This is a genomic window from Streptomyces sp. NPDC090499 (assembly GCF_044769305.1).
Taxonomy (GTDB): domain Bacteria; phylum Actinomycetota; class Actinomycetes; order Streptomycetales; family Streptomycetaceae; genus Streptomyces.
The window spans coordinates 1389447-1409301 of record NZ_JBIVXP010000001.1; the positions used below are offsets into that span (position 1 = coordinate 1389447).

General features: G+C 70.4%; 13 protein-coding genes. 1 reads left to right on the forward strand and 12 read right to left on the reverse strand.

Annotated elements, in window-relative coordinates:
* Positions 1-235 precede the first annotated feature (235 nt).
* The 12 genes from ACIQVL_RS06440 to ACIQVL_RS06495 all read right to left on the reverse strand — a co-directional run bounded on the left by ACIQVL_RS06440 (position 236) and on the right by ACIQVL_RS06495 (position 18717).
* Positions 236-2218 carry a TIGR03960 family B12-binding radical SAM protein gene (locus ACIQVL_RS06440; RefSeq protein ID WP_403474591.1) on the reverse strand — a complete coding sequence of 661 codons (1983 nt, stop codon included), beginning with the start codon at positions 2216-2218 and terminating at the stop codon, positions 236-238.
* Positions 2219-2322: 104 nt separating this feature from the next.
* Entirely contained in the window at positions 2323-3828 is a 1506-nt protein-coding gene (locus ACIQVL_RS06445) for a CHAD domain-containing protein (RefSeq protein ID WP_403474592.1), read from the reverse strand.
* Between the two features lie 135 nt (positions 3829-3963).
* Complete coding sequence (gene rodA / locus ACIQVL_RS06450; protein WP_403427636.1) at positions 3964-5163, reverse strand: rod shape-determining protein RodA; 1200 nt, start codon at positions 5161-5163, stop codon at positions 3964-3966.
* Positions 5160-7415: a penicillin-binding protein 2 gene (mrdA, locus tag ACIQVL_RS06455; protein ID WP_403427635.1), complete on the reverse strand. Its 2256-nt coding sequence runs from the start codon at positions 7413-7415 to the stop codon at positions 5160-5162. The genes rodA and mrdA overlap by 4 nt, the downstream gene beginning before the upstream one ends.
* A gap of 115 nt (positions 7416-7530) precedes the next feature.
* A complete protein-coding gene (gene mreD, locus ACIQVL_RS06460) occupies positions 7531-8208 on the reverse strand; it encodes a rod shape-determining protein MreD (RefSeq protein ID WP_403427633.1) in 678 nt (225 codons plus the stop codon).
* Positions 8209-8222: 14 nt separating this feature from the next.
* A complete protein-coding gene (gene mreC, locus ACIQVL_RS06465; RefSeq protein WP_403474593.1) occupies positions 8223-9176 on the reverse strand; it encodes a rod shape-determining protein MreC in 954 nt (317 codons plus the stop codon).
* Between the two features lie 203 nt (positions 9177-9379).
* Positions 9380-10399 (reverse strand): rod shape-determining protein, encoded by a 1020-nt coding sequence (locus ACIQVL_RS06470; protein WP_046734341.1) that lies wholly within the window; start codon positions 10397-10399, stop codon positions 9380-9382.
* A 337-nt stretch (positions 10400-10736) separates the two neighbouring features.
* Positions 10737-11150, reverse strand: a complete 414-nt coding sequence (gene ndk, locus ACIQVL_RS06475; RefSeq protein ID WP_093503045.1) for a nucleoside-diphosphate kinase — start codon at positions 11148-11150, stop codon at positions 10737-10739.
* Between the two features lie 360 nt (positions 11151-11510).
* Positions 11511-11867 carry a DUF4233 domain-containing protein gene (locus tag ACIQVL_RS06480; protein ID WP_403474594.1) on the reverse strand — a complete coding sequence of 119 codons (357 nt, stop codon included), beginning with the start codon at positions 11865-11867 and terminating at the stop codon, positions 11511-11513.
* 2 nt (positions 11868-11869) lie between these two features.
* Complete coding sequence (locus ACIQVL_RS06485) at positions 11870-13408, reverse strand: bifunctional folylpolyglutamate synthase/dihydrofolate synthase (protein ID WP_403474595.1); 1539 nt, start codon at positions 13406-13408, stop codon at positions 11870-11872.
* The gene (locus tag ACIQVL_RS06490) at positions 13401-15899 is read right to left on the reverse strand and encodes a SpoIIE family protein phosphatase (RefSeq protein WP_403427627.1); all 2499 of its coding nucleotides are present in this window, start codon (positions 15897-15899) and stop codon (positions 13401-13403) included. The genes ACIQVL_RS06485 and ACIQVL_RS06490 overlap by 8 nt, the downstream gene beginning before the upstream one ends.
* A gap of 187 nt (positions 15900-16086) precedes the next feature.
* Entirely contained in the window at positions 16087-18717 is a 2631-nt protein-coding gene (locus tag ACIQVL_RS06495) for a valine--tRNA ligase (protein ID WP_403474596.1), read from the reverse strand.
* A gap of 136 nt (positions 18718-18853) precedes the next feature.
* Between ACIQVL_RS06495 and ACIQVL_RS06500 the strand changes: the two genes are divergently transcribed.
* The gene (locus tag ACIQVL_RS06500) at positions 18854-19828 is read left to right on the forward strand and encodes a hypothetical protein (RefSeq protein WP_403427621.1); all 975 of its coding nucleotides are present in this window, start codon (positions 18854-18856) and stop codon (positions 19826-19828) included.
* Positions 19829-19855: the final 27 nt, after the last annotated feature.

Sequence of the window (19855 nt, forward strand, 5' to 3'; positions counted from 1 at the left end):
AGCCGGCTGCGGGTGTCATGTAGCCACGCACGAGCCCAGAGACGGCCTTCAGGCCCATTCCACCTCGGACACGATGTTCGTGGCGCTTGCAGGGCCCGGCAGCAACGTCCGGGGAGAGGGCGACGGCGCGGACTGACGAGGGCTGGAAGCGCCGACCGCTGCAAGCACAGCCGCCAACTCCTCCTCGGTCACCCCCGCCAGCGCCTCAGCCACCCGATCGAGTGCCTCGCCCACCTCAGTGCGTGTGACCGCTCGAAGCCGGTGCCGGACCTGCGTTCTTGACCGTAAGAGGCAGCAGCTTCTTACCGGTCGGGCCGATTTGTATGGCCGTATCCATCTGCGGGCACACCCCGCAGTCGAAGCACGGGGTCCAGCGGCAGTCCTCGACCTCTGTCTCGTCGAGGGCGTCCTGCCAGTCCTCCCAGAGCCAGTCCTTGTCCAGGCCCGAGTCGAGGTGGTCCCAGGGGAGGACCTCCTCGTAGGTGCGCTCTCGGGTGGTGTACCAGTCGACGTCGACGTCGGCGGGGGCGAGGGCCTTGTCGGCGCAGGCCATCCAGCGGTCGTAGGAGAAGTGCTCGCGCCAGCCGTCGAAGCGGCCGCCGTCCTCGTAGACGGCGCGGATGACGGCGCCGATGCGGCGGTCGCCGCGGGAGAGGAGGCCCTCGACGATGCCGGGCTTGCCGTCGTGGTAGCGGAAGCCGATCGAGCGGCCGTACTTCTTGTCGCCGCGGATCTTGTCGCGGAGCTTCTCCAGGCGGGCGTCCGTCTCCTCGGCGGAGAGCTGGGGGGCCCACTGGAAGGGGGTGTGGGGCTTGGGGACGAAGCCGCCGATGGAGACGGTGCAGCGGATGTCGTTGGAGCGGGAGACCTCGCGGCCCTTGGCGATGACCTTGGTCGCCATGTCGGCGATCTGGAGGACGTCGTCGTCGGTCTCGGTGGGCAGGCCGCACATGAAGTACAGCTTCACCTGGCGCCAGCCGTTGCCGTAGGCCGTCGAGACGGTGCGGATGAGGTCGTCCTCGGAGACCATCTTGTTGATGACCTTGCGGATGCGTTCCGAGCCGCCCTCGGGGGCGAAGGTGAGGCCGGAGCGGCGGCCGTTGCGGGTCAGTTCGTTGGCCAGGTCGATGTTGAAGGCGTCGACGCGGGTGGAGGGCAGGGAGAGGCCGATCTTGTCCTCGGTGTAGCGGTCGGCCAGGCCCTTGGCGATGTCGCCGATCTCCGAGTGGTCCGCGGAGGACAGGGAGAGCAGGCCGACCTCCTCGAAGCCGGTGGCCTTGAGGCCCTTGTCGACCATCTCGCCGATGCCGGTGATGGAGCGCTCGCGGACCGGGCGGGTGATCATGCCGGCCTGGCAGAAGCGGCAGCCGCGGGTGCAGCCGCGGAAGATCTCGACGGACATGCGCTCGTGGACCGTCTCGGCGAGCGGGACGAGGGGCTGCTTGGGGTAGGGCCACTCGTCGAGGTCCATGACCGTGTGCTTGGAGACGCGCCAGGGGACGCCCGACCTGTTGGGGACCACGCGGGCGATCCGGCCGTCGGGGAGGTACTCGACGTCGTAGAAGGCCGGAATGTAGACGGAGCCGGTCTTCGCGAGGCGGAGGAGGACCTCCTCGCGGCCGCCGGGGCGGCCCTCCGCCTTCCACTCGCGGATGATCTTCGTCATGTCGAGGACGGCCTGCTCGCCGTCGCCGATGATCGCCGCGTCGATGAAGTCCGCGATGGGTTCGGGGTTGAAGGCCGCGTGGCCGCCCGCGAGGACGATCGGGTCGTCGAGGGTGCGGTCCTTCGACTCCAGGGGGATGCCGGCCAGGTCCAGGGCCGTGAGCATGTTCGTGTAGCCCAGCTCGGTGGAGAAGGACAGGCCGAACACGTCGAAGGCCCGGACGGGGCGGTGGCTGTCCACGGTGAACTGGGGGACGCGGTGCTCGCGCATCAGCGCCTCCAGGTCCGGCCACACGCTGTAGGTGCGCTCGGCGAGGACGCCCTCCTGCTCGTTGAGGACCTCGTAGAGGATCATGACGCCCTGGTTGGGCAGGCCGACCTCGTAGGCGTCGGGGTACATGAGCGCCCAGCGGACGTCGCAGGTCTCCCACGGCTTGACCGTGGAGTTGAGCTCTCCGCCGACGTACTGGATCGGCTTCTGCACATGCGGGAGCAGAGCTTCGAGCTGCGGGAACACAGACTCAGCGACCGGGGCGGCGGCTTCGGCAGGCATCTCGCGGACCTTTGTGAGGTGGCTGGGGGGCGCCCTCCGGCCGGTGGCCGGGAAGGGTGACCATCAAGCCTAACCCGGTCGGCGGGGTCCCCCGTACGCCCGGATCACACCGGTGCCCCGGCCCTGATGTCCGCCCAGGCCCCGGGGGCCTCCGCCTCGACCGCCGCCGCCCGCTGTTCCTCGCGGCCGTAGAGCAGCCCGTAGGTGAACGTGCTCTCCCCGGCGGCGTGGGCCACCGCGGACAGTTCGCGCAGGGTCTCGCGGACCATGACGCTGTCCTGGTGTTCGCCGAGCAGGGTCTGCAGGGCCTTCATGGACTTGAGCAGGGTCTTGGCCGGTTTGCCGAGGGCGGGGCGGGCGGCCTCGGCGGCGTAGCGGGTGCGCTTGGCCTTCTTTCGGGCCTCGTGCAGGCCGAGGTCGCGGTCGTGTCCGGGGGGCTGGGCCATGGCCGTCTCGATCAGGTCGGTGACCTTGGCGAAGTCCTTGTGCACGGCCTTGGTGAGGACCTGCTCGGGGTCCCCGGCGGCCGCCTTCAGCAGGGGCGGGTCGGCGGCCAGGGCGTCCAGGGTGTCGAGGAGCGCGAGGTAGCGCTTGGAGTCGAGGACGCCGAGGAGCCGGCTGCGGGAGCCGCGTTCGCTCGCCTCGGCCCATTGGTGGACGCGGTCGTGGACGGGGCCGTGGACGAGGGCGGGGGGTACGTCGGCGAGGGCGGACATCAGGCGTTCGGCCAGGACCTCCTGGTCGCGGCCCACGCCCAGTTCGCCGGCGAGCCATTTCAGCTCGTCGGCGATCGGGTCGGTGACCTGGCGGTCGAGGACCTTGCCGAAGGTGCGGAAGGTGCTGCGCAGCCGGCGGGTGGCGACCCGCATGTCGTGGACGCCCTCCTCGGTGTCCAGGCGGACGGCGGGGTCGAGCTCGACGATCGCGTCGCGCTGGGCGCGGACGTAGGCCATGACGTGGTCGCCCGCCGTGACGGGCGTGGCGGGCCCGGTCCTGGGCGGGCGGGGCTTGCCGCCCTTGGTCTCGGCGAGGGCGCGGGAGAGTTTCGACGGGGATTTCGAGGGGCGTACGCCCGCCTTGCCCAACCGTTTCTCCACCTTGTCGAGGAAGGCGGGGTCGCCGCCGTCGGCGAGTTCCACCTCGATCTCGGTCCACTCGGCCTTGCCGTCGCCGCCGAAGAGCCGGTCGGCCCGGACGCGGTCCACGCTGACCTCGGCGAGCAGGGCGCCGTCGGCGTCGACGAGGTGCCGGATGTCGCGGGTGGTGCGCAGCCGGATCACCGGGACCAGCTGCCCCTCACGGACCCGGGAGCGGGCCAGGGCGGCGAGTTCGTCGGGGAGTGTGTCGGAGAGGGGGGCGTGGATCTCGTCCCGGACGCCGGGGGCGACGGGGAGTTTGAGGTGCCAGCCGGCGTCGCCGCCTCCGCTGCGGCGGCGCAGGGTGACCTTGGCCGAGGCCAGGCGCAGGTCGGAGGTGTCGTGGTAGGTCGCGTCGAGGTCGGCGGTGCCCTTGTCGACGACGTTCGCCACTCCTGCGACGCCGGTCAGGTCGGGCAGGCCACTGTCCTCAGATTCGTACTTGCGCTCGATTTCGCGCTTCGTGTCCGCCATGAGTTGAATCTAGTGGTCGGGCCGCCGCAGAGGCAGAGGCCAAAGAGGGTAAATCGAAGGAAAACTGAATTCGTACGAGAGGTGAACAAGCCATTGTGGCGTGTTCACCTCCCTGGGTTCCTCGGGCGGGGCCGCCTATGCCGACATCGGCCGCTGCACCCTGATCGACTGCAGCAGCCCCACCGCCACCCACACCGCGAACATCGACGAGCCGCCGTAGGACACGAACGGCAGCGGCAGGCCGGTGACCGGCATGATGCCGAGGGTCATGCCGATGTTCTCGAACGCCTGGAACGCGAACCAGGCGACGATCCCGGCCGCGACGATCGTGCCGTACAGCTCGGTCGTCTCGCGGGCGATCCGGCAGGCGCGCCACAGGACGACCCCGAGGAGCACGATGATCAGGCCCGCGCCGACGAAGCCCAGCTCCTCCCCCGCGACCGTGAAGACGAAGTCGGTCTGCTGCTCGGGGACGAACTGGCCGGTGGTCTGCGAGCCGTGGAACAGGCCCGCGCCGGTCAGGCCGCCGGAGCCGATGGCGATGCGGGCCTGGTTGGTGTTGTAGCCGACGCCTGCCGGGTCGAGGCTGGGGTTGGCGAAGGCGGCGAAGCGGGCGATCTGGTACTCGTCGAGGATGTGCAGCTGCCAGATGGCGACGCAGCCGACCACGCCGGCGGCGAGCAGGCCGAAGACCCAGCGGTTGGAGGCGCCGGAGGCGAGCAGCACGCCGAGGATGATGGTCACCATGACCAGGACCGTGCCGAGGTCGGGCATGAGCAGCACGACCAGGATCGGGACCGCGGCCAGGCCCAGGGACTGCAGGACGGTGCGGTGGTCCGGGTACTTCTTGTCACCGGCGTCGACCCGCGCCGCCAGTATCATCGCCATGCCCAGAATGATCGTGATCTTCACGAACTCGGCCGGCTGCAGCGAGAACCCGCCGCCGAGGACGATCCAGTTGCGGCTGCCGTTGATGGTGGCGCCCAGCGGGGTGAGCACCGCGAGGATGCCGGCCAGCGAGAGGCCGTAGAGGATCGGTACGGCGTTGCGGAGCTGGCGGTGGCCGACCCAGATGGTGCCGATCATCAGGGCGAGCCCGATGCCCATGTTCATCAGGTGCCGGACCAGGAAGTAGTACTGGTCGCCCTGGTTGATCTCGGTGCGGTTGCGGGTCGCCGAGTAGACCAGTACCGAGCCGAGCAGGGACAGGGCGACGGCCGCCAGCAGCATCGGCCAGTCCAGGCGGCGGGTCAGCGAGTCCCGGGCGAAGATCCGGGTCCAGCCGGCGCGGGCCGGGCCGTATCCGGAGACGGAGAAGCTGTTGACGCCGGTCATGTGAGCATCCTCCGGCTGCCGCGCCTGCGGGCCCGTCTGCGGGTGTCACGGTTGCCCGTGGACGGGGAGGCCGTGGTGGCGGCCGGGGTCTGCCCGTCGCCGGTGTTCTTGTCGCCCTGCTTGGAGTAGGCCTGGAAGTCCTTCGCCGGGTCCTTGGAGACCTTCGGGGAGGTGATCGTGCCGTCCGTGCGGACCTTCGGCAGGCCCTTCTGCGGGGTGTAGAGCAGTGCCTTGTTCTTGTCGATCGAGCCGTCGGCCGCCACGCCGTACAGGGCGCTGTAGATGTTGCGGACCGCCTCACCGGAGGCACCGGAACCGGTACCGGCCTGGGAGATGGTCATGATGACCGTGTAGTCCTTGCTGTAGGTGGCGAGCCAGGACGTGGTCTGCTTGCCGTAGACCTCTGCGGTGCCGGTCTTGCCGTGCAGGGCGATCTTGTCCTGCGGCCAGCCGCCGAACTTCCAGGCGGCGGTACCGCGGGTGATGACGCCCGCGAAGGCGTCGTCCATGCCCTTGAGGGTGGCCTGGGTGACCGGCAGCTTGCGGACCGCCTTGGGCTTGATCTCCTGGACGGTCTTGCCGTCGGCGCTGACGATCGCCTTGCCGATGGTCGGCTGGTACTCGGTGCCGCCGTTGGCCACGGCGCCGTAGATCATCGCCTCCTGTATCGGCGTGACGAGGGTGTCGCCCTGGCCGATGGAGTAGTTGATCTCGTCGCCCTCGCGCATCTTGTTGCCTTCGAGGCAGTTCTCGTACTCGATCTTCTCGACGTAGGTGCCGTCCTTCTTCCCGGACTTGCACCAGGCGTCCTTGTTGGCCTTCCAGTAGTCGATCTTCCACTGGCGGTCGGGGACGCGGCCGGTGACCTCGTTGGGCAGGTCGATGCCGGTCTCCTTGCCGAGGCCGAACTGGTGGGCGGTCTTGAAGAAGTAGTCCTTCGGCTCGCCCGCCTTGGGGTTGATGCCGCCGTCCTTCTTCCACTCGCGGTCGGCGAGGCCGTAGAAGACGGTGTCGCAGGAGACCTCCAGGGCGCGGCCCAGGGAGATGTCGCCGAAGTTCTCGCCCTCGAAGTTCTTGAAGACCTGGCCGCCCACCGAGTAGGAGCTGGTGCAGGGGTAGCCGCCGTCCCACGCGTAGCCGGCGTTGACCGCGGCGGCGGTGGAGACCACCTTGAACGTGGAACCGGGGGCCGCCTGACCCTGTATGGCCCTGTTGAGCAGCGGGTAGTCGGAGTTCTTGCCGGTGAGGGCCTGGTAGTCCTTGGCGGAGATGCCGCCGACCCACACGTTGGGGTCGTAGGTGGGGGCGGAGGCCATGGCGACGATCCGGCCGGTCTTGGCCTCCATCACGATGACGGCGCCGGAGTCGGCCTTGTAGTTCTCGTGGGTGATGCTGTCGTACTGCTTGCGGGCGGCCTTCATCGCCGTGTCCAGCTCGTACTCGGCGACCCGCTGGACGCGGGAGTCGATGCTGGTGACCAGGTTGGAACCGGGCTCGGCGGCGTCGGACTCGGCCTTGCCGATGACGCGGCCGAGGTTGTCGACCTCGTAGCGGGTGACGCCGGCCTTGCCGCGCAGTTCCTTGTCGTACTCGCGCTCCAGGCCCGAGCGGCCGACCTGGTCGGAGCGCAGGTACGGGGAGGAGGTGTCCTTGGCCTGCTGGATCTCGTCGTCGGTGACCGGGGAGAGGTAGCCGAGGACCTGGGCGGTGTTGGACTTGCCGGGGCTCGCGTAGCGGCGGACGGCCTCGGGCTCGGCGGTGATGCCGGGGAAGTCCTCGGAGCGCTCGCGGATCTGCAGGGCCTGCTTGGCGGTGGCCTCGTCGGTGATCGGGATCGGCTGGTACGGCGAGCCGTTCCAGCAGGGCTGGGGGGTCTTGGCGTCGCAGAGGCGGACCTTCTGCATGACCTCCTCGGGCTTCATCCCGAGGACGCCGGCGAGCTTGGTCAGGACGGCCTTGCCGTCGTCCTTCTGCTTGAGCAGGTCGGTGCGGGAGGCGGAGACCACCAGCCGGGTCTCGTTGTCCGCGAGGGGGACTCCGCGGGCGTCCAGGATCGAACCGCGCACGGCGGGGTCGACGACCTGCTGGACGTGGTTGCCGGAGGCCTCCTTCTGGTACTCGGAGCCTTCCCGGATCTGCAGGTACCACAGGCGGCCGCCGAGGGTGCCGAGCAGGGAGAGGACGAGGATCTGGATGACGACGAGACGGATCTGGACGCGTGGGGTCCGACCGGTCTCGGGAATGTTGGTCACTGGGCTGTCTCCCCCTCTCCCGGCACAAATGCGCGTGCGCGTACGAATGATGAACGATCCACCTGTGAGACCGCGTTCCGCCCCCGTGCACCCGTTCGGGTGAACTCACCCGCGTTCACAGGCGCTTGACCCCCTTGATGCGGCCGACGCGGACGTTGCGGGTGCGGGCCCTGGCCTTGAGGCCGCCGAGGGCGCCGCGCTGGCCGCCGATGCGCATCCCGGTGCCGGAGGAGATCCAGCCCGAGGAGATGTCACCGGCCTTGCCGCCGGAGTTGGCCTCGGTGAGCGGGTCGTTGTCGGCGCGGCGGGCCAGGGCCATGACGCCGGGGACCACGAACGGGGCGAGCAGCAGGTCGTAGAGGGCGGCCGTGATCAGCAGGCTGGTCATGCCGACGTGCCGGGCGGCGGTGTCGCCGACGAGGGCGCCGACGCCGGCGTACAGCAGGGTGGAGCCGACGGCGGCGGCGACCACGACGAGCATCGGGCCGGTCGCGGACTTCAGGCGGCCGTTCTCCGGCTTGATGAGGCCGGCGCAGTAGCCGACGACGCACAGCACCAGGGCGTAGCGGCCGGCCGCGTGGTCGGCGGGCGGGGCGAGGTCGGCGAGGAGTCCGGCGCCGAAGCCGACGAGGGCGCCGCCCACGTGGCCGTAGACCATGGCGAGGCCGAGGACGGTGAGCAGCATGAGGTCGGGGACGGCGCCGGGCAGGTGCAGGCGGGCGAGGACGCTCACCTGGATCACCAGGGCGACGACGACCAGTGCGGCGGAGAGCAGGATCCGGTTGACACGCATGGGGGATTCAGCTCCTACTGCTGCTCGCCGGTGGTGTCGGACGCGTTGGTGCTCGCGTCCGCGGACGGGGTGACCGTGACGGTCACCGTCGGGATCGGGGTCGGCTTCGGCTTGGCCGGGAGCACCTCGTCGCGCGGGTCCTTCTTCGGTGCCTGGACGACCACGCCGACGATGTCGAGCTTGGTGAAGGACACGAACGGCGTGACGTACAGGGTGCGGGTCAGGCCGCCGTTGGACGGGTCGACGCTGGTGACCGTGCCGACCGGGACGCCGGGCACGAACGGCTTGTCGCCCTGGGAGCCGAAGGTGACGAGCCGGTCGCCCTTCTTCACCTCGGCCTTGCTGTCGAGGAGTTCGACGCGCAGCGGGCGGTCGCCCTGTCCGGAGGCGAAGCCGAGTTCGTCGCTGCCCTCCATGCGGGTGCCGACGGTGAAGTCGGGGTCGTTGGCGAGCAGCACGGTGGAGGCGTCGGGGCCGACCGTGGTCACGCGGCCGACCAGGCCGCTGCCGTTGAGGACGGTCATGTCGCGTTTGATGCCGTCGTTGTAGCCGACGTCGATGGTGACGGTCCAGGAGAAGCCCTGCGCCGACCCTATGGCGATGACCTGGGCGCCCTTGATGCCGTACTGGCCCTCGGCGGCGACGTTGAGCATCTTCTCCAGCTGAGTGAGGCGGCTGCGGTTGCGGTCGTCGCTGCCGAGTTTCGCCTTGAGGGTCGCGTTCTGTTTCTCCAGCCGGGCCAGCCGGTCGTGCCGGTCGCCGGAGTCGCGGACGGCGGAGACGGCGTTTCCGACCGGGTCCACCACCGTCGACATGCCGTTCTCGATCGGGCCGAAGACCGCGGCCGCGGCCTGCCGGGCGCCGTCGACCGGGGAGTTCCTGCCACCTCGGATGTCCACCGTGATCAGCGCGAACGCGATGGCGATCAGCAGCACCAGGAGCAGCCGGCTCTCTTTCGTGTCCCTCACGTGCGGCGGCCGTGCCTTCCTCAATAGGAACTTGCGGAGCTTGATTGCGATTGCGGGAGCTTGTGAAGCATGTGGGGGGGGTGGGGGCGCGGAGGCTTGTGGGGAGGAGTGGAGAACTCGCCCCGTGCGAGCCTATGCCTCCATATCAACGATCCGCCGCACGAGGGGGGGATCATCTCGTACGGCGGAATCGAAGAGTTACGTCATCTGCGCGGCTGGGCGTCCAGGACCTGCTGGAGCGCCTCGAACTCCTCGACGCACTTGCCGGAGCCGAGCGCCACGCTGTCCAGCGGGTCCTCGGCGATGTGGATCGGCATGCCGGTCTCCCGGCGCAGCCGCTCGTCCAGACCGCGCAGCAGGGCTCCGCCGCCGGTCAGAACGATTCCCCTGTCCATGATGTCGCCGGACAGCTCCGGCGGGCACTTGTCGAGGGTGGTCTTGACGGCGTCGACGATCGCGTTGACCGGTTCCTCGATCGCCTTGCGGACCTCGGCGGCCGAGATGACGACGGTCTTGGGCAGGCCGGAGACCAGGTCCCGGCCGCGGATCTCGGTGTGTTCGTCGGAGTCGAGCTCGTAGGCCGAACCGATCGTGATCTTGATCTGTTCGGCGGTCCGCTCGCCGAGGAGGAGGGAGTACTCCTTCTTGATGTGCTGGATGATCGCGTTGTCCAGTTCGTCGCCCGCGACGCGGATGGACTGGGCGGTGACGATGCCGCCGAGCGAGATGACCGCGACCTCCGTGGTGCCGCCGCCGATGTCCACCACCATGTTGCCGGTGGCCTCGTGGACCGGCAGGCCGGAGCCGATGGCGGCGGCCATGGGCTCCTCGATGATGTGCACCTGGCGGGCACCGGCCTGCGAGGACGCCTCGATGACGGCACGGCGCTCGACACCGGTGATGCCGGAGGGCACGCAGACGACCACGCGCGGGCGCGCGAGGTAGCGGCGCTTGTGGATCTTGAGGATGAAGTAGCGGAGCATCCGCTCGGTGATCTCGAAGTCCGCGATCACGCCGTCCTTCAGCGGCCGCACGGCGACGATGTTGCCGGGCGTGCGCCCGATCATCTTCTTCGCCTCCGCGCCGACCGCGAGAATTCCACCGGTGTTCGTATTGATCGCGACAACGGACGGCTCGTTGAGTACGATCCCGCGACCCCTGACGTACACCAGCGTGTTGGCGGTCCCGAGGTCGACAGCCATGTCACGGCCGATGAACGACATTGAGTTCCCCATCAGGATTCGTCTGGCCTTCCCGGGAGCTTTTGAGGGCATTTCAGGTCGGCGAAGTGGGTGCTGTGACGTGAAGGCTTCCATCGTAGACGCGCCTGCACGAACACTGCGCGAGGGTCTTCGCCATTGTCAGCACGTGTACGGCCGCCTCGCTTGTGGAGACGGTCCGACGGGGCCACTCGTTCCCCCGATCGGCACGCATATGCCGAGGGACGGCCGAAATCGTTCGGCCGTCCCAGGTCGTGCAGCTCAGTGGGCTGACGCCTCGTCAAGAATTTCCACGAAAACTCCGTACGGGTCCTTTGCGGGGCCCTGACGGCTACGGCGGCTACGCGCGGCCGGGGAAGAAGATCTTGACCTCGCGTTCGGCGGACTCCTCGGAGTCGGACGCGTGGATCAGGTTCTCGCGGACGATCACACCGAAGTCACCGCGGATGGAACCGGGCGCCGCGGCGATCGGGTCGGTGGGGCCGGCCAGGGCGCGGATGCCCTCGATGACCCGCTCGCCCTCGACGATCAGGGCGACGGACGGGCCGGCGGACATGAACTCGACCAGCGGCTCGTAGAACGGCTTGCCGACGTGCTCGGCGTAGTGCTGCTCCAGCGTGGCGCGCTCCAGGGTGCGCAGCTCCAGCGCGGTGATCTGCCAGCCGGCCTTGCGCTCGATACGGCTGATGATCTCGCCGGTCAGGCCCCGACGAACGGCGTCGGGCTTGAGCAGGACGAGGGTGCGCTGGGTCACGGGAGGGCTCCTTCGGTACTGGCCGGGTGCGGTGAGGAGAGGCTACAGGGCTGGTCTGAGCGACCGTTGCACAGTGTGCGGGTCGGTGGGGCGGCCGTCTTCGGGGGCTGCCGCCCCCGGACCCCCGCTTCGGCCTGAACGGCCTCGTCCTCAAACGCCGGACGGGCTGGGAGGGGGTGCGCACACCCGACGGACCGAGAGGTGGTGCGGACCGGCTTCGGGCTCAGGCGCTCGACAGGCTGAAGGGCCGTGCCGGCCGGCCGTCAGCCCCACACACCCGACCGGCCGGGGTCTCGTGTCGGCCGGTTGCCCGGCTCCGCTCACCCGGGAGGGCGAGGTGCGGTGCCGGGCGGTGGCCGCTCACGCTTCGGACGGGCTGTCCTGCGTGGTCTGGGCCGCGAAGCGGGCCTTGGCCTCGTCGATCTTTCTTCCGTAGTGGACGGACGCCCACCACAGGCCCGCGAAGATCGCGCCCATGAAGTACATGGTGGGGACGTAGATCCCGGACGCGACCAGGGCGACCTGCAGGGCCCAGCCGAGGGCGACGCCGCCGGGGCGGGTGAGTACGCCGCACAGGGCCAGGCAGAGGAACATCGCGATGCCGCTGACCAGCCACACCGTGGAGGTGGAGAGGTCGGGGTCCTTCATGGCGACCAGGGCGGCGAAGCCGATGACGAAGAACTCGCCGATCAGGGTGGAGGCACAGAGCGTGCGCATGGTCAGGCCCTCCCGAGGAGCAGTCGGGCCTCGCCGACGGTGATGACGGAACCGGTGACCAGGACGCCGCCGCCCGCGAACTCGCCCTCCTCCTCGGCCAGCGTGATCGCGGCCTCCAGGGCGTCGGGCAGGCGCGGCTCGACCTGGACGCGGTCCTCGCCGAACACCTCGACGGCGACCGCGGCCAGCTCGTCCGCGTCCATCGCGCGGTGGCTGGAGTTCTGGGTGACGACGACCTCGGCGAAGATCGGCTCGAAGGCCTCCAGGAGGCCGCGGACGTCCTTGTCGCCGCTGGCCCCGATCACGCCGATCAGCCGGCTGAAGTCGAAGGCCTCGCCGACGGCCTCGGCGGTGGCGCGGGCGCCGGCCGGGTTGTGGGCGGCGTCGAGGACGACGGTGGGAGAGCGCCGTACGACTTCGAGGCGGCCCGGGGACGAGACGCCCGCGAAAGCCTTGCGGACGGTGTCGATGTCCAGGGACTCGGGGCGCTGGGAGCCGACGCCGAAGAACGCCTCCACCGCGGCGAGCGCGACCGCCGCGTTGTGGGCCTGGTAGGGGCCGTGCAGGGGGAGGTAGACCTCGCCGTACTCGCCGCCGAGGCCGCGCAGCGTGAGCAGCTGGCCGCCGACGGCGACCTGGCGGGCGACGACGCCGAACTCCAGGCCCTCGCGGGCGACGGTGGCGTCCACCTCGACGGCCTTCTTGAGGAGGACCTGCGCCGCGTCGACCGGCTGCTGGGCCAGGATCACGGTGGCGTCCTGCTTGATGATGCCGGACTTCTCGCCGGCGATCTCCGCGGTGGTCCCGCCGAGCCGGTCGGTGTGGTCGAGGTCGATCGGGGTGACGACGGCGACGTCCCCGTCGATGACGTTCGTGGCGTCCCAGGAACCGCCCATGCCGACCTCGACGACGGCGACGTCCACGGGGGCGTCCGCGAACGCCGCGTACGCCATGCCGGTGAGCACCTCGAAGAAGGAGAGCCGGTACTCCTGCTGCGCGTCGACCAGCTCGACGTAGGGCTTGATGTCGTTGTACGTCTCGATGAACCGCTCGGCGGAGATCGGGGCGCCGTCGAGGCTGATGCGCTCGGTGATCGACTGCACGTGCGGGCTGGTGTAGCGGCCGGTACGAAGTTCGAAGGCGCCGAGCAGGGCCTCGATCATGCGGGCGGTGGAGGTCTTGCCGTTGGTGCCGGTGATGTGGATCGAGGGGTACGACCGCTGCGGCTCGCCCAGCACGTCCATCAGGGCGGCGATCCTGGTGACCGACGGCTCCAGCTTGGTCTCGCCCCAGCGGGTGGCCAGCTCCGCCTCCACCTCGCGCAGGGCCCGGTCGGCCTCGGGGTCCTCGGGGCGGCCCGGGACGTCGGCCTGTTGCGGGCCGCCCCGGGTGCGCAGGGTCCGGCTGCCGGCCTCGATCACCGCGAGGTCGGGGTCACGGTCCGTCTCGGCCGCGACGATGTCGTCGAAGCCGTCCTCGGGGCCGTCCTCGAAGTCGCCGTCGAAGCTCTCATGGGGGTCGCGCGGAGGCAGATCACTCACGGCACCAGTCTACGGAGCCCCGCGCAGGCGTGGACGCGTCGGGCACCGGGAGTGCCTGCTCGCACCAGATCGTCTTGCCTGCGGAGGTCTGCCTGGTCCCCCACCGCTGGGTGAGCTGGGCCACCAGCAGCAGGCCGCGGCCGCCCTCGTCGAAGACCCGGGCCCGCCGCAGGTGCGGGGCGGTGCTGCTGCTGTCGGAGACCTCGCAGATCAGCATCCTGGTGTCGCGGATGAGCCGCAGTTGGATCGGGACGCCGCCGTAGCGGACGGCGTTCGTGACGAGTTCGCTGACCACCAGTTCGGTGGTGAAGGACAGCTCGTCCAGCTCCCAGGCGGCGAGCTGGCCGGTGGCCAGGGTCCGGGCCCGCGCCACCTGCTCGGGGTCCGCGGGGACCTCCCAGGCGGCCACCTGGTCGCAGGGCAGGGCGCGGGTGCGGGCGAGCAGCAGGGTGACGTCGTCGGCGGGTTCGGCGGTGCGCAGCGCGGCCACCACCCGGTCGCAGGCCGCCTCCAGCGGTTCCCCGTCCCCGGCGGAGGCGAGCGTGCGGCGCAGCCGGTCCAGGCCGTGGCCCATGTCGAGGCTGCGGGAGTGCACCAGGCCGTTGCTGAACAGGGCGAGGACGGAGCCCTCGGTGAGGTCCAGGTCGGTGGTCTCGAACGGCAGTCCGCCGAGCCCGAGCGGCGGTCCGGCCTGGCCGGGGGCCGGCTCCACCGTCCCCGAGGGGGTGATCACGAAGGGCAGCGGATGGCCCGCGCTGGCCAGGGAGCAGTGCCGCGAGATGGGGTCGTAGACGGCGTACAGGCAGGTCGAGCCCACCTCGCTGGCCTGTTCTCCGACGCCGTCGTCGAGGTGCAGGACGAGGTCGTCGAGGTGGGTGAGGAGTTCGTCGGGGGGCAGGTCGACGTCCGCGAGGGTGCGGACCGCCGTGCGCAGCCGGCCCATGGTGGCGGAGGCCTGGATGCCGTGGCCGACGACGTCGCCGACGACCAGGGCCACCCGGGTGCCCGACAGCGGGATCACGTCGAGCCAGTCGCCGCCGATGCCCGCCCGGGTGCCGGTGGGCAGGTAGCGGTAGGCGAAGTCGATGCTCGGGCGGTCGGGCAGGAGGTGCGGGAGCAGGCTGCGCTGGAGGGCCAGCGCGGTCTCGCGCTCCCGCGTGTAGCGGCGCGCGTTGTCGATGGCGGTCGCGGCCTTCGCCGCGAGTTCCTCGGCGTCGGACAGGTCGTCCTTCTCGAACGGCGGGGAGTCCCGGGTGCGCCAGAAGACGATCACCCCCATCAGGACGCCCTGTGCCGACAGCGGCGCGGTGATCAGTGAACGCATCCCGTAGTCGATCAGCCGTTCGGTGCGCCGCGCGTCGGGAAACCTCGCTCTGCGGGTGACCCGGAGGTCGGCCATGAGGGCCGGGGCTGCGGCGGTGTGGCGGGTGGCGCCGGGCGGCGGGTCCACGGCGATCAGGGCGCCGGTGGGGTCCAGCGGGGAGTCGTCGCGGACGCCGCCCCGGGCGACGCGCCGCAGGACGGTCTCGGCGGCCGTCGGCTCGCCGCCGTGCAGCACGGACTCCTCCAGGTCGACGGTGACGAAGTCGGCGAAACGCGGGACGGCCACCCGCACCAGTTCGTCGGCGGTCCGCCCCACGTCCAGGGTGTTGCCGACGGCGGTGCCGGCGTCGTAGAGCAGCCGCAGCCGCCGGTGGCTCTTCTCCAGCGAGCCCGCCATGGTGTTGAACGCCGTCTCCAGCTGCCCGATCTCCCGGCGTCCGGAGGGCGGCACCCGGGCGGCCATGTCCCCGGCGGCGAGCCGGGTCGCGAAGCCGGCCATCCTGCGCACCGGCCAGACGATCACCCGGGTCACGTAGGCGCCGTAGGCCACGATCAGGAGGACCGCCGCGCAGACACCGGCCGACGCGGCGATCGTGAGCATGCGCATCCGGGCCTCCAGCGCGTTCTCGCGCTGGTCGATCGCGGCGCGCTCGACGCGGACGTAGCGGGAGAACTGGTCCCGGAGTGCGTCGAGCCGCTGCTTGCCCTCCAGGGTCCGCGCCGTGCTGCTCGCGTCGGGATCGCCGCGCCGGGCCTCGGCCACGAGCGGGACCGAGTAGTCGTCGACGAAGGACTGGCCGGACCGCTGGATCTGCTGGGCGAGCTGCCGCTGGCCGGGGGACGTGCTGACGTCCACGAGCCGCTTTGCCTGCGCGGGGAAGACGGCCCGGCCGGCCCGCCAGGGCTCCAGGAACGCGTCCTGCCGGGTGATGACGTAGCTGCGCTGGCCGCCCTCCATGTCGAAGAGAGTGCCCTGGACCACACCGACCTGGGTCAGGGCGGGCCGGCCGCTGCGTGCGGAGAGCAGGGAGTGCTGGGCGTCCTCGATCGCCAGGACCAGCATCAGGAAGACGAGGGCGATGAGCACGGCGAGCAGGCCGCCCGCGCCGGCCGCCAGGGGGACCAGTCCCCGGTGCGGAGGCGTTCTCGTTCGGCCCCTGTGCTGCATGTGGGCGTTCCCTCCACCGCATAGCACCAAAAAGGAACATCAGGGTCATGTTCCTACTTCTGGATTGTAGGGCGGTGGCTGGTGGGCGCTGTGTGACCCGGTCGGTCCGGGTGCGGGCCGGGAAGTGCGCAGGCGTCCGGCGGCCCCGTGGGACGGGGCCGCCGGACGCCTGCGGGGGACGCTTCGGCTACGCCGGCGGAAGGCGGTCCAGCTGGCCCTGGATGCGGGCGATGTCCTCCTCGGCCTTGGCGAGCCGGGTGCGGATCTTCTCCACGACGTTGTCCGGGGCCTTCCCCAGGAACGCCTCGTTGCCGAGCTTGCCCGTCGCCTGGGCCTTCTCCTTCTCGGCGGCCGCGAGGTCCTTCGCGAGGCGCTTGCGCTCGGCGGCCACGTCGATGGTGCCGGACAGGTCGAGGGCGACCGTGGCACCGGCCACCGGGAGGGTCGCCGTCGCCGCGAAGGCGTCGCCCTCGGGCTGGAGGCGCAGCAGCTGGCGGATGGCCGCCTCGTGCGGGGCGAGGGCCGTGCCGTCGAGGGTCAGGCGGGCCGGGACCCGCTGGCCGGGCTGCAGGCCCTGGTCGGCGCGGAAGCGGCGGACCTCGGTGATGACGGACTGCAGGCTCTCGATCTCCCGCTCCGCCGCCTCGTCCCGGAAGCCGCTGTCGGCCGGCCAGTTCGCGATGACGACCGACTCGCCGCCGGTCAGCGTCGTCCACAGGGTGTCCGTGACGAACGGGACGACCGGGTGCAGCAGCTTCAGGGTGACGTCCAGGACCTCGCCCAGGACGCGCCGGGAGACCTCGGCGCCCCGGCCGCCCGCCTGGAACGTCGTCTTGGACAGCTCGACGTACCAGTCGAAGACCTCGTCCCACGCGAAGTGGAAGAGGGAGTCGGAGAGCTTGGCGAACTGGAAGTCGTCGTAGAGCGCGTCGACTTCGGCGACCGTCTTGTTGAGGCGGGAGAGGATCCAGCGGTCCGTCGCCGACATCTCGGCCGGGTCCGGGAGCGGGCCCTCGACGGTGGCGCCGTTCATCAGGGCGAAGCGGGTGGCGTTCCAGATCTTGTTGGCGAAGTTGCGGGAGGCCTGGACCCAGTCCTCGCCGATCGGGACGTCGGTGCCGGGGTTGGCGCCGCGGGCCAGGGTGAAGCGGACGGCGTCGGAGCCGTACTTGTCCATCCAGTCCAGCGGGTCGACGACGTTGCCGAAGGACTTCGACATCTTCTTGCCGCGCTCGTCGCGGACCAGGCCGGTCAGCGCGATGGTGCTGAAGGGGACCTCGCCGTCCATGGCGTAGAGGCCGAACATCATCATCCGGGCGACCCAGAAGAAGATGATGTCGTGGCCGGTGAGCAGGACGTCGGTCGGGTAGAACTTCCGCAGGTCCGCGGTCTGTTCGGGCCAGCCGAGGGTGGAGAACGGCCACAGGCCGGAGGAGAACCAGGTGTCCAGGACGTCGGGGTCCTGCCTCCAGCCCTCCGCCTCGGTGCCGGGCGGCTCCTCGTCGGGGCCGACACAGACGACCTCGCCGTCGGGGCCGTACCAGACCGGGATCCGGTGGCCCCACCACAGCTGGCGCGAGATGCACCAGTCGTGCATGTTGTCGACCCAGTCGAAGTACCGCTTCGACATGTCCTCGGGGTGGATCTTCACCCGGCCGTCGCGGACCGCGTCACCGGCGGCCTTGGCCAGCGGGCCGACCTTGACCCACCACTGCATGGACAGCCGCGGCTCGACGGTGGTCCCGCAGCGCGAGCAGTGGCCGACGCTGTGGACGTACGGCCGCTTCTCGGCGACGATCCGGCCCTGCGAGCGCAGCGCGGCGACGATCGCGGAGCGCGCCTCGAAGCGGTCCAGGCCCTCGAACGGGCCGTGGACCGTGATGACGGCCCGCTCGTCCATGACCGTGATGGACTCCAGGCCGTGGCGCTGGCCGATCGCGAAGTCGTTCGGGTCGTGGGCCGGGGTGACCTTGACGGCGCCGGTGCCGAACTCCGGGTCGACGTGGGTGTCCGCGACGACGGGGATGGTGCGGTCGGTCAGCGGGAGCTTGATGCGCCTGCCGACCAGGTGCTTGTACCGCTCGTCGTCGGGGTGGACGGCGACGGCGGTGTCGCCGAGCATCGTCTCCGCACGGGTGGTGGCGACGACCAGTGTCTCGTCGCCCTCGCCGTACTTGATGGAGACCAGCTCGCCGTCGTCCTCCTGGTACTCGACCTCGATGTCCGAGATGGCCGTCAGGCAGCGCGGGCACCAGTTGATGATGCGCTCGGCGCGGTAGATCAGCTCGTCGTCGTAGAGCTTCTTGAAGATGGTCTGGACGGCCTTGGACAGGCCCTCGTCCATGGTGAAGCGCTCGCGGTCCCAGTCGACGCCGTCGCCGAGGCGGCGCATCTGGCCGAGGATCTTGCCGCCGTACTCTTCCTTCCACTGCCAGACCCGCTCGACGAACTCCTCGCGGCCCAGGTCGTGGCGGGACTTGCCCTCCTCGGCGAGTTGCTGCTCGACCTTGTTCTGGGTGGCGATGCCGGCGTGGTCCATGCCGGGCAGCCACAGCGACTCGAAGCCCTGCATGCGCTTGCGGCGGGTCAGCGCGTCCATCAGCGTGTGCTGGAAGGCGTGGCCCAGGTGGAGCGAACCGGTGACGTTCGGCGGGGGGATGACGATGGTGTACGCGGGCTTGTCACTCTTGGCGTCGGCCGCGAAGTAACCGCGCTCTACCCAGCGCTCGTACAGCGGCCCCTCTACGTCGGCCGGCGCGTACTTGGTCGGCAGTTCGGTGCTGGGCGCTGTGGGCTGCTGCTGAGCATTCTCGGTCACGCGGCCAGTTTAGAGGTGTCTCAGGGCTGTCCCGAAACGCGTTTGTTCCGTAACGGTGGGCACCCCTGCGCCATGGGTCCCCTGTGACTGCGCCAGGATGTCAGGAACACATAAGCATCTGGAGGGGAACCCAGGGATGAGCTACAACCAGCCGGGCCCGTACGGTGGGCCGCCGCCCCAGCAGCCGGGACCGTACGGGCAGCAGCCGGGTCCGTACGGCGGGCCGCCGCAGGCGCCGCAGCCCGGCTACGGCTATCCGCAGCAGGCTCCGCCGCAGCCGGGGCCCTACGGGCAGCAGCCGCCGCAGCCGCCGCAGCCGGGCTACGGCTACCCGCAGCAGGGCGTTCCCCCGCAGCCGAACCCGTACGGCCAGCAGCCCCCGTACGGCCAGCCCCCGTACGGCGTTCCGCAGCCGCCGGCTCCGGCGGGCGGGAAGAAGAGGACGGGGCTGGTCGTCGGGGCGGTGGCGGTGGTCGCCGCGGTCGCGGTGGGCGCGTACTTCGTGCTCGCCGGAAGCAACGGCGGCGACGGCATCAAGGACGACGGCGCGCACAAGCTGACGACGCCCGCGACGGTCGTCAACGGGACGTACAAGAAGTCGGACAGCGCCGACACCTCGGGCGGGCTGACCGACTCGGACGTCTCGGACTTCGAGAAGATGGGCGTGAAGAACCCGAAGTCCGTCAGCGCCGGATACGGGAGCGGCTCGGGACTGACGACGAAGAGCCTCTCCTTCGCCGGGGTGTACGGGACGATCGACGACCCGGAGGCCGTCGTCGACGCCATGTTCGCCAAGGTCAAGTCCGAGTCCGAGAAGAGCGGTTCGACGGACAGGAGCAAGCTGGTCGGCAGCCCCGAGACGGTCAGCCCGGCGGGCTTCGCCAACGGCATCATGAAGTGCCAGGTGGTCCAGATCGACAACAGTTCCGGTGCCTCCGCCGGCGAGCCGACGACGCTCAAGACGCCCATGTGCATCTGGGGCGACCACAGCACCGTCGCCATCGTCACGGCGTTCAGCTACGCGAATCTGGCGGGGAGCGACAGCAGCCTGGTCGCCGGCAACGCGGACATCGCGGCCAAGCTGCGGAACGAAGTCCGCGTCAAGCTCTAGCGACGCCCGGGTCCGTCCGGCTCTGCT